7 protein-coding genes and 3 pseudogenes are annotated in these 9,987 nt (G+C 58.0%); 5 read left to right on the forward strand and 5 right to left on the reverse strand.

What is annotated here, in order from left to right:
* Positions 1-851, reverse strand: a pseudogene (locus ACFQ4G_RS18980) (IS5 family transposase).
* A gap of 66 nt (positions 852-917) precedes the next feature.
* The gene (locus ACFQ4G_RS18985; RefSeq protein WP_379040837.1) at positions 918-1,187 is read right to left on the reverse strand and encodes a DUF6538 domain-containing protein; all 270 of its coding nucleotides are present in this window, start codon (positions 1,185-1,187) and stop codon (positions 918-920) included.
* Positions 1,188-1,381: 194 nt separating this feature from the next.
* Between ACFQ4G_RS18985 and ACFQ4G_RS18990 the strand changes: the two genes are divergently transcribed.
* From ACFQ4G_RS18990 to ACFQ4G_RS19005, 4 genes are all read left to right on the forward strand, one after another.
* Positions 1,382-1,828 (forward strand): hypothetical protein, encoded by a 447-nt coding sequence (locus ACFQ4G_RS18990; RefSeq protein ID WP_379040839.1) that lies wholly within the window; start codon positions 1,382-1,384, stop codon positions 1,826-1,828.
* Between the two features lie 35 nt (positions 1,829-1,863).
* Positions 1,864-3,114, forward strand: a complete 1,251-nt coding sequence (locus tag ACFQ4G_RS18995) for a relaxase/mobilization nuclease domain-containing protein (RefSeq protein WP_238209112.1) — start codon at positions 1,864-1,866, stop codon at positions 3,112-3,114.
* 411 nt (positions 3,115-3,525) lie between these two features.
* A complete protein-coding gene (locus ACFQ4G_RS19000; RefSeq protein ID WP_238209111.1) occupies positions 3,526-5,628 on the forward strand; it encodes an ATP-binding protein in 2,103 nt (700 codons plus the stop codon).
* Positions 5,628-6,971, forward strand: a complete 1,344-nt coding sequence (locus ACFQ4G_RS19005; protein ID WP_238209110.1) for a hypothetical protein — start codon at positions 5,628-5,630, stop codon at positions 6,969-6,971. Before ACFQ4G_RS19000 ends, ACFQ4G_RS19005 begins: the two co-directional genes overlap by 1 nt.
* Here the strand turns inward: ACFQ4G_RS19005 and ACFQ4G_RS19010 are convergent.
* Both ACFQ4G_RS19010 and ACFQ4G_RS19015 read right to left on the reverse strand, forming a co-directional pair.
* Positions 6,885-7,922, reverse strand: coding sequence for a DNA cytosine methyltransferase (locus tag ACFQ4G_RS19010; RefSeq protein ID WP_379040842.1), 1,038 nt, complete (start codon positions 7,920-7,922; stop codon positions 6,885-6,887). The genes ACFQ4G_RS19005 and ACFQ4G_RS19010 overlap by 87 nt on opposite strands.
* A 69-nt stretch (positions 7,923-7,991) precedes the next feature.
* Entirely contained in the window at positions 7,992-8,441 is a 450-nt protein-coding gene (locus ACFQ4G_RS19015) for a very short patch repair endonuclease (RefSeq protein ID WP_379040844.1), read from the reverse strand.
* Positions 8,442-8,592: 151 nt separating this feature from the next.
* Between ACFQ4G_RS19015 and ACFQ4G_RS19020 the strand changes: the two are divergent.
* Positions 8,593-9,138 (forward strand): annotated as a pseudogene (locus ACFQ4G_RS19020) (transposase); the annotation flags it as partial.
* 272 nt (positions 9,139-9,410) lie between these two features.
* Here ACFQ4G_RS19020 and ACFQ4G_RS19025 read toward each other — a convergent pair.
* Positions 9,411-9,679, reverse strand: a pseudogene (locus tag ACFQ4G_RS19025) (transposase); the annotation flags it as partial.
* Positions 9,680-9,987 lie beyond the last annotated feature (308 nt).

Below are 9,987 nucleotides of genomic sequence, written 5' to 3' on the forward strand. Positions count from 1 at the left end.
TTAAAACGCGATCAACATTAGATGCTGACATGAACCGCCCGCGAGTTTCGTTGCCTGTTTGAGCCGGAAGCAAACGAAGGCGACGATGTGGAGATCGGCGAGTGTGCTGGGATAGCGCTCGTCATCCTTGACGAGGCGGCGGAAGCGCGTCGCCCAGGCGAAGGAGCGCGCCACGACCCAGCGGCGCGGCGGCAGCACGAAGCCGCGCTTGGCCTCCGGGAGTTTGACGACCTCCAGTTCGATGCCGTGTTCGCGGGCGACCTTGGCCAGCTTTCCCCCGGCTTAGCCCTGGTCGACATAAGCCAGATCGACGCTGTCCCCGGTGGCGGCCTGCACGGCTTGCGTCAGATGCCCGACCTGGGACCGATCGTCGGCATCGGCATCGGCGGGGGTGACGTGCAGGGCCAGGAGATGGCCCAGGGTGTCGACGGCCAGATGGACCTTCGAGCCCTTCTTACGCTTGGCGCCATCGTAGCCGGCCCGCTCGCCGCTCTCGGGCGTAGAGCGAAGGGTCCTGTCGAGGATGGCCGCGCTCGGCTCAGGAGAACGCCCGGAAGCCAGACGCAGCAGCGCCCGCAGATCGTCGGCCGGTTGCTCGAAGCAGCCTGCCGCCAGCCAGCGCTGCGCCTGCTGGTAGACGGCTTCCCGGGGCGGGAGGTCATGCGGCATCCATCGCCAGGGACCGCCAGGGCGCCCCCCGTCTTCACCACGTAGCGCAGTCCGTCGAACGCCTCGCGAAGCGAAGACTCACGCTGCCCCGCATCCTCGCGCAGCAGCGTCAGGTACGGCGCGACCAGCGCCCATTCATCATCGAAAACATCGGACGGGTAGGCTTGGCGCGAAGAGATCATGCCTCCTCATCTGGATCCCAGAACCCTCAGGTTCATACATCTAGGAGGCCAGCCAGCATTTCCCGCTCAATCGCTTCGGCCGGAGGCAGGACGGTGAGTCTCGGGCTGGCAACCGCAGGCTCCCCGCTCGGCCGCCTCGAAGTCCGCCATGCAATCCCGAAGGAAGCGCGAGGCCGCCTGCTTTGCAGTGGCAGGGGACTTTGTCTTGAGGCTGAGCTTCCAGTTCGCCTCGCCCGTCCAGGGGGCAGGCATGAATGGCCTGAGGTCCGCCGGGATGACGCGGCGGAAATAGTACGTGCCCAGCCTGTCGCGGAGGAGATATGACATCAGGGCCATGACTGTTTGCACCACCGGATTGTATGACCAGCGGGTGCATAAGACATTTATTTAAGAGATATTCCCGCCCAAGCAATGGCTCGGAAAAGATTGGCGCGCCTCGACGGAGAAACGTCGAACGCGCTCTTCGAGACTTTGGCGGATTGGAACACCTGCCTGTCGAAGCAGAAGGTTGATTTCGGAGGGCCCCAGCCATGAGGCCCGGTCATCAGGAATGCCGGACCGCTCTGCGGCAGGCATTCGAGGCGGGTGCCACATCAGCGAAACGAACCGCTAAGCCCTCTCCTCGCCTCACACTGCGCTTCACAGAGGTCGAGCTTGAACGGCTTCAGGCCGCCGCTGCCAGCATGTCGCTGAGCGCCTACGTCAGAAAAGTGCTGTTTTCCGGTGAGGCGGCTCCCCGTAAGGGGCGCTCCTATCGACCGATCGCCGATCAGGAAGCCTTGGCGCGAGTCCTCGGCCTCCTCGGTCAGTCCGGCATCGCCTACAACCTGAACCGGCTCGTGAGCGAAGCCCGCACGGGGTGCCTGCCTCTCGATCAGCCAACGCTGGCCGAGATCGAACAGGCCTGCGCACACGTCCGCTCGATGCGGGACCAACTGGTCGCGGCCCTTGGCCTGATCGAGGGCCGATCGCGGTGATCCTGAAGGCTAGCCAGCGGGCGGGCGCCAAGCAGTTGGCCTGGCACCTGCTCAACGAGCGGGACAACGAACACGTGAGCGTCCACGAGCTTCGCGGCTTCGTCGCCGATAACTTCGTGGACGCCTTAAACGAATCCTATGCCCTCAGCCGCGGCACGCGCTGCACGCAGTTCCTGTTCTCGCTCAGCCTCAGCCCACCGGAACGCGAATCGGTCCCGGTCGAGGTGTTCGAGAAGGCGATCACGGACATCGAGACGAAGGTCGGTCTGGTTGGACAGCCGCGGGCCATCGTATTCCACGAGAAGGAGGGCCGCCGCCACGCCCATTGCGTCTGGTCGCGCATCGACCCCGAGCGCATGCGAGCGATCAACCTGCCGCACTTCAAGGTGAAGCTGCGAGATGTTTCGCGCAGGCTCTACATCGAGCATGGTTGGCGCATGCCGGCCGGGCTCATCGACAGCGCGGAGCGCGATCCGCTGAACTTCAGCCGGGCGGAATGGCAGCAGGCGCGCCGGACCGAGCAGGATGCGCGTGCCCTGAAGGCCCTCTTCCAAGAATGCTGGGCGGCGTCGGATTCCGCTGCCGGCTTTCAGCACGCGCTCGACGCACGTGGTCTCATGCTCGCACGCGGCGACCGCCGGGGCGTCGTCGCCGTTGATTACCGGGGTGAGGTCTATGCGGTCGCGCGTTGGGTCGGCATCCCAACCAAGGCTGTGCGCGCCCGGTTCGGCGACGGTGAGACACTGAACCCCGTCGCCGACGTTCGGGCGCAGATGGCGGCTCGTCTCGGCGAGAAGTTGACCGGCCTTGCGGACGAGGCCACGCGGGAGTTCGAGGACGCGGCTGCCCGCCTCGAAGTCAAGCGGCGTATAATGGTCGTTTCGCAGCGGGGCGAGCGACGCGACCTCGCAGATGCACAGGCACGCCGCAGTGTCGAGGAGGCGCGCGCCAAGAGCCAGCGGCTCCGAAAAGGACTGCTTGGCATCTGGGACCGGGTCGTCGGCCGCCATGCCAAGCTGCGAAGGCAGAACGAGATCGAGGTCGACACGTCAGCGCGGCGCGATGCCATCGAGCGTCAGACACTGATCGACCGGCAACTCGCCAACCGGCGCGAACTTCAGGACGAGTTCCGCCACATCCGCAGCGCTCATCTAGACGAACAGGCCTTACTCAAACGAGACATTACCGATACCCAGGCGATGGCGCAGACGGAAATGCCGACCGAGACCGAGCCCCGACGTAAGGAACCACGCAAACGCCGCCGACGGTCGGGCCCTTCCCTCTGAAGGCCATAGAGAACGGCGTTCTCGGAGTATGACCGTGTTTTTTTGGTATGCCAGACGTATCGGCTATCGAAGGCAGAGCTTGATCCGCCGCAGTCGGGACAGCGCCTACAATCCCGGCAAATGCCCTGGTGGATGACGCAGCTCGGCAGGAATCAAGCCGCCTGCTGGGTGTCGTCCTGGCGCGCTTAGAGCTAAGATCGTCCTTCCCTGATTCCATAAACGATCAGGATCGTAGCCGTTCAACGGCTGCCGTACCTTGGCTCGTATTGGCCGACAGTCTGACCTCAACGCCAACATTTGGGTCGAGCACCATCGCAGATCGAGACGCCGCCGAGTGGCAGCCCTCTTTTGGGGAGCACTATGGGTAGCGTTAAGACGATGCTAGAACCTTGACAGGCAAAAAGAGTCATCATGGCCAAGCAACCCGCCACCGTTCCGCTTGAGGCAGGTTTTCGGCCGCGGGCACGTATCCTTCAGCTCCTTGGCGATGAGCTCATCGGTAGCCCTCGCCTCGCCGTCTTCGAACTTGTAAAAAATGCTTATGATGCTGATGCTCGAAAAGTTGTCGTCACGCTTGAGCACCTGAACACACCGGATGCACGCATCGTTGTCACGGACGACGGCTCGGGGATGTCCTCCGAAACGATTGTGAATGTCTGGCTCACTCCAGCGGATGATCACCGCAGATTGCAGCGGGAAGCAAAGGTGCGCTCTCCGCTCGGCCGCCTTCCGCTCGGCGAGAAGGGGCTGGGCAGGTTTGCGGTTCACAAGCTTGGCGGACGCATCAGGATGATCACGCGCCAGCGCAGCGGCACAGAAGTCGTCGTTACGCTCGACTGGTCCAGAATGCTTTCTCACCGCTACCTCGACGAGATTCGTATTCCGATCGTCGAGCGGAAGCCAATGACCTTTCTGGGGAACAAGCACGGCACACGCATCGTCATTGAGGCTCTAAGAGATAGTTGGACCAGAGGAGAAATCAGGGATCTTCATCGAAGCCTGACATCGATTGCTGACCCTACATCAGGCCCTTCAGACTTCCAGGTAGAACTGCGTTTGCCAGGTATGGAGAAAACCGTTGAGGACTTGCCGGATCCGGTAAAGGTGCTCGCTATATCAATGTGGACCTTCGAATTCACATTTGATGGCAATCACATCAACTGGACCTACGTTTTTCGACCATACAGTGGAATCAAGATCGAAGGAGCGATCTTAAGTGGGGTTGAGCCTCTACTGCTATCAGCAGGGAGGAAAAAAGTCGTTGCTGATCAAGATCTAATATTAGGCATTGGATCAATCTCTGGAACGTTTCATGTTTTCGATCGGGATCGCGAAACCTGGAATTTTTTACCACAGAAGCAAATAGTGCGTGACTATCTCGATAACAATGGCGGGGTAAGAATATATCGGGATGGAGTTCGGGTGTACAATTACGGTGAACCCGATGACGATTGGCTTGGCCTAGATCTTCGGCGTGTTAATACGCCAACTAGAAATATTAGCCGGAATTTGGTACTTGGTCGGATAAATTTAAAATTAGATGAGAGCTTTCAGCTTACAGAAAAGACGAACAGAGAGGGTTTCGTCGAGAACAATGCATTCGATCGCCTAAAGGAGGTGGTCATGTCTGCTTTGTCTATTTTTGAAAATAAGCGTTCGGTTCACAAACAAGTTTTAAGAACAGCACTGACAGGTATAAAACAGCCAGTCGCTCGTTCGATCGATACTCCAGTCACGCAACTTAGGAAGGAACTTTCGCAGCGGGGCCTTTCAACTCTTGTTGCTCTAGTTGACGATGTTAAACGGGAGTACGATCAGCTCCGCGAGATCATGCTGAATTCAGGTAACGCCGGCCTTCAGCTTTCGCTTATATTTCATGAGCTTGAGAGAGGAGTTCGCGGTCTGGTTGAAGCGATTGCACGTCGCGAGAGCATGCCTGAGATCGAGCAGAGAACCAGCTATCTGAAGGATCTACTGGAAGGATTCGCAACGGTTCTGAAAAAAGAACCCTCGCGCAAGCACAGCCTCGTCAAGCTTGCGCGAGAAGCCATGTTTCTCAACCAAATCAGATTCAAGGTGCATCAAGTTGCGATCGACTTCCCGCTTGGGAAAGGGGAGCAACTTGATCGGAACGTCCGAGCATCTCGTGGGCTCGCTATCGGTGCAATATCGAACGCGATCGACAATGCCATCTTCTGGACGCGCGTACGATGGCCGGACGATCCGCCAAAAGGCGATTTCCAACGACGGATATGGGTAGGGTCGAGTGACGAGTATGCCGACGGTACGGCTCTTATTGTTGGCGACAACGGGCCCGGATTAAAGGATCCACCGGACGACCTAATCCGACCATTTTGGAGCCGTCGTCCTGGCGGGATGGGACTCGGTCTGTATTATGCCAACCTTGCCATGGAACTGTCAGGCGGAAGACTCGCTTTCCCAGATCCACGGGAGATCGGCATGCCCGAATACATCGACGGTGCTGTTGTGGCATTCATTTTCAAGGATGCGTAATGAGGTTTCCAGGTGCTCAGGTCATCGCTATCGATGATCAGTTGAACGATCTACAAGGTATTGTAAGCGCTTTGCAATCAACTGGTGTCGGTGTGCTGCCTTTTCATTATAAGGGCAGCAGATCAATTAGGCGTTGTCATCCGGGTGTGCGAATTGTATTTTCTGACATAGGGTTGATTGCAAGTGCCGGTCCTCCTATTCAGCAGCATAGAGCAGTGGCTGCGGTACTGGATACAGTGCTCGTGGAGGAAAATGGACCATGGCTGCTTATCGCCTGGACCGCTGCACCGAATCAGGTGCCCGATTTGCATAACGTGCTATTGGATTCATTAGGAGCCCGCGCCCCGATAAAATCTATTCCGTTAAGTAAAAACAATTTTTTAGATGCAAGAGGAAAATTTAAAATAAAGGAAATTGCAATTGCTATAAATACTGAAGTCTCTACAGATCCAGTGGTAGGTGCCATATTCGACTTGGAAATCCGAGCGGCCTCTGCGGCCCGAGATATCTCTCGGTCCATCGCTGATCTTGCGTCGCATGGTCAATCGAATAACGGAGGCCCAACAATCGCGGATGTCCTAAAGGCGCTGTCGAAAGCAGTGGACGGAGGGGAACCGCGTCCTGAGAACGTCTTCCAGGCTGTCGCGCCCGCATTTGGGGATCGGCTTGTTCGAAAGGTCATCCGCTCAAGCGAACGTCAGCTCTGGAGCGAAGCTTTCGGATGTGCAACTACAGCTACTCTCAATGATGATCAGAAGGCTGAACTCAATACCTCTCTTCATCTTGATCCGAGCGGATCTGCTGGTGAAAGAGGGGCCCTGTCACGAGTTCCAATAGACTTGCATTCGGTTCTCCAGCGCCTGATAGGTTGTGAACTGACAACGCTGATCCATCAGCATTTTTTAAAAGCTGATAAGACAAAAAAATCTTTAGTTCAAAGCTGGAAATTGGATAACCCCAATAGCAATACATCGCAACAACCAATAGATGAAGATTTGTTCGACTTATTCGCCCATGCCTGTCGCTGGTGGCTATTGGAGGTGGTGCCAGCCTGTGATGTTTCAAACCAGAAGAGGGGTATGCGTCGAGCACTCGTATGTCTGGGCGTTCCGCATTTCCTGGGAAACCAGGACTCAGCCGGTGATCACGTTGTTAAGCTGCCAACACTTAAGCTAGATGGCGAGTTAATAGGCCTCTATGCAACCGCCAAGGTAACTCTGTCACCCCCGCCTAGACAAATAGGTAAAATCAAGCCCCTAGGCCGACTCCGAGATCAACTCTTGGACGGTGTCATGCAGCATGTCGCCAACTCGCAGTCTCGGCTTGGCTGGACTTCCTTCTGATCCGGTGAGTGCCCCAACGACAGCCTTCATAACAGGCGGGCAAATGCCGTTGCCCAACATCCGAATGCGATCCCGTCTAGTACCGAAGTTGAACTTAAATACGTCATCGAACCCCATAGCGCGGCTTAGTTCGGGAACCTGCAGCATGCGCATTCTATGTCCGTCGGGACTTGGTACGACAAGCGCAAAGCGATCAACGGTGGTGATCGTTCGCAAAGGTCGAGTAAGCCTTTGCCATCCACCGCTACCATCCGTCCCGTAGTAGACAATGAGAAACGGTGTTTCCTTGCCTATGGCTGCGACTGCCCGGTCTGCGCGATCAAGGGTTGCCTGAGCGCGCCCTTGCCGCCTCAAAGGAGTCATCGGCCAACTTTCGGTTTGATCGAGAATATTGGCAACAACTGGCCGCAGATGTGTTGCAGTAGCATCAATCAATTTGGGATCCCCTTTCAGATCGCCAACCAAGAACAACCGTCGTCGGCTCTGCGGGACGCCGAAGTCCGCGGCATTCAAAATCTGCTCGGCAAGCCGGTAACCTAGTGAACGGAGCTCACTCTTCAGTTCCTCGTAGCGCGTCCAGGGCCGCATGTGCACGACGTTCTCAAGCACCAACCACCTTGGTCGGAAAGCTCGTGCGTAGCTCACAACGTGCATCGCGGTCGCACGACTGGATTCGTCCCGCGGTGCCGACCCTTTGGCACAGGTGTGGTTGGTGCATTCGGGCGACGACAGTAAAAGGTCTACTCTACCAAGGCGGCGCACCAAGCTAGCTACATCAACATCCTCAAGACGCGATGTAACGACCCACGTATCTGGGAAGTTTGCTTTGTAAGTTTGTGTCGCGTTTGCGCACATGTCGATGGCACCCACAAAGTTGACGCCAGACGCTCTTGCGCCCCAGCTTCCACCTCCGGCACCACAGAAAATGTCGAGACCTCTGATCACGCTCACCCACCCATCATTGAAGGGGGAACGCTACCAGGTCCGACGTGGAAAGCCAGGCTCGGGCTGAATTTAATTTTACACTTTCGCGATCGCAGCAGGATGGCAATTTGTGGGGTCAATCTCAAGGAAGCAGGAAATCCTCTCACGAAGTGCCCCCAAGTCCCTGATTTCGCACTCCCAAATCACAAGTACGTGCCATCCCTTCTCGCTCAGAATGGCCTCGTTCTGGCGATCGCGAGCTACGTTGGCTTCAAGTTTGGTATTCCAGAACTCCTGTCGCGTTTTTGGCTCGTAGGCAAACCGACATCCGGGATGTCGATGCCAGAAGCATCCCCGCACTTCGATGATGCGTCTGCGGCCCGCCATCACGATATCTGGGCATCCTGGCAGAGCCTTCACGTGCAGCCGATAGCCGACGCCCGTGCTACGCAGGATACGACGCACGACGAGCTCGGGTTTCGTATTCTTCCCACGGATACGAGACATGTTCCGGGAGCGAGCCTCCGGCGTCAATGTGTCGATCACGAAAAATCCCTTAAGGTTGGCGGTTTCATCGCTTTTATGGACCTTTGACGTACAGAATCCAGATCTAGGCTCCGTTCTCTGGCAACCTCTGACGTTGCCCCCGGAAGTGCCCTCGTTTTGAATCTAGGGTCCGTCGATGTGGAGACGGAAGATGAAGAAGAGCCGGTTCAACGAAGAGCAGATCATCGGTATCTTGAAGGTGCAGCGACTGGGGCTGACGGTGGCTGAGATCTGCTGCCGTCACGGGATCAGCGACACGACGTTCTGCACGTGGCACACGCGCTACGGCGGGATGGAGGTGTCTGACGCGCGACGCGTGAAGGTGCTCGACGAGGAAAGCCGCAAGCTCAAGAAGCCCCTGGCCAGTGCGATGCTCGACGTGGAGACGCTTCGTAAGGCGGTAGGAAAAAACCTCTGACGCCCGGCACACGGTGAATGGCCGTGAGCTGAGCTATCGACGACAAGAGCTACTCGCAGCGTCGCGCCTGCAGGCTAATCGGCCTGGAGCCGAAGACGTACCGCTACGCCTCGACCCGCGGTGACGATGCGGCCGCGCGGGCGCGGCTGCGCAGCTTGGCCGACGAACGTCGCCGGTTCGGCTACAGGCGGCTTCTGATCCTGTTGCGGCGATAGGGGCAAAAGCTCAACCACAAGAAGCTCTTCCGGCTCTACAGGGACAAGCGTCTCTCGGTTCATCGGGGGACCGAGATCGCGCCCTTGACTGGCGATGCAACGGCCACCTCGTTGCCGCGGCGTCTCTCGGCTCGATGCCGGGATGCGCCGCTGCCGGGGGGATGCAACGGGGGCCTGCAAGGCCCCTTTGCCAAGTGGGTGGTGGCGGCTCGTCCGCCAGCACACATCTTGCCCTCTCCGCGGTTCACCGCACAGCTCGCCCTCTCCGCGGTTCACCGCACAGCTCGCCCTCTCCGCGGTTCACCGCACAGCTCGCCCTCTCCGCGGTTCACCGCGGCGCTCGAACACGCCTGACTGCGAAAGGCGCAAGAACCAGCGATAAACTGCCTTCCCAGGCGGAAAGTCCAGTGGCCCGCCACGCGCATCCTGTCCGCAGCATGTACAGAATGCCGTCGAAGACGGCGCGCAGTGGCCGGTGCCACGGACGGCCTGTGCTCGACGGCGCACGCAGAAGCGGTGCAAGCGCCGCCCACTCGGCATCGCTGAGGCTGGCTGCGTAAGGCAGGCTCGCGCGCAAGCTCTGCGCGGGCGGCGGGCGTCCACATCGAGGGTCCTGGGTGAGCGTCAGATACTATCCCAACACCCAGGTTGCGCGTCGCTCACCCAATAGCTAAGCTGTTCAGCCTGCTATGAAACGGGTTTTTACGCCATTGTGCAACTTATTTTAAGATCCGATAGTGGCACAGAGCCTTAAAAGCTATATCCGGGTTGCCTGCCTTAAAACGTGTTCTGAAAAACATCGGTTTCGGGAAGTAAGCTAAGTGTCTGTCCGGCGACATATTGAGTGATGTGAGGGGTTTGTGATTCAAGGCTGCCTGTGTGGAGGCTGCCGATGTGGACGACTGAGAACCGG

Source organism: Methylobacterium marchantiae, assembly GCF_042679825.1.
In the GTDB taxonomy this organism is placed as follows: domain Bacteria; phylum Pseudomonadota; class Alphaproteobacteria; order Rhizobiales; family Beijerinckiaceae; genus Methylobacterium; species Methylobacterium marchantiae.

What these genes read in the sequence shown, in the direction of transcription:
- ACFQ4G_RS19000 (WP_238209111.1), top strand. Translation starts at nt 3,526, where the DNA reads ATGGCCAAGCAACCCGCCACCGTTCCGCTTGAGGCAGGTTTTCGGCCG.
- ACFQ4G_RS18985 (WP_379040837.1), bottom strand. Translation starts at nt 1,187, where the DNA reads ATGGCCCTGATGTCATATCTCCTCCGCGACAGGCTGGGCACGTACTAT.
- ACFQ4G_RS19005 (WP_238209110.1), top strand. Translation starts at nt 5,628, where the DNA reads ATGAGGTTTCCAGGTGCTCAGGTCATCGCTATCGATGATCAGTTGAAC.
- ACFQ4G_RS18990 (WP_379040839.1), top strand. Translation starts at nt 1,382, where the DNA reads ATGAGGCCCGGTCATCAGGAATGCCGGACCGCTCTGCGGCAGGCATTC.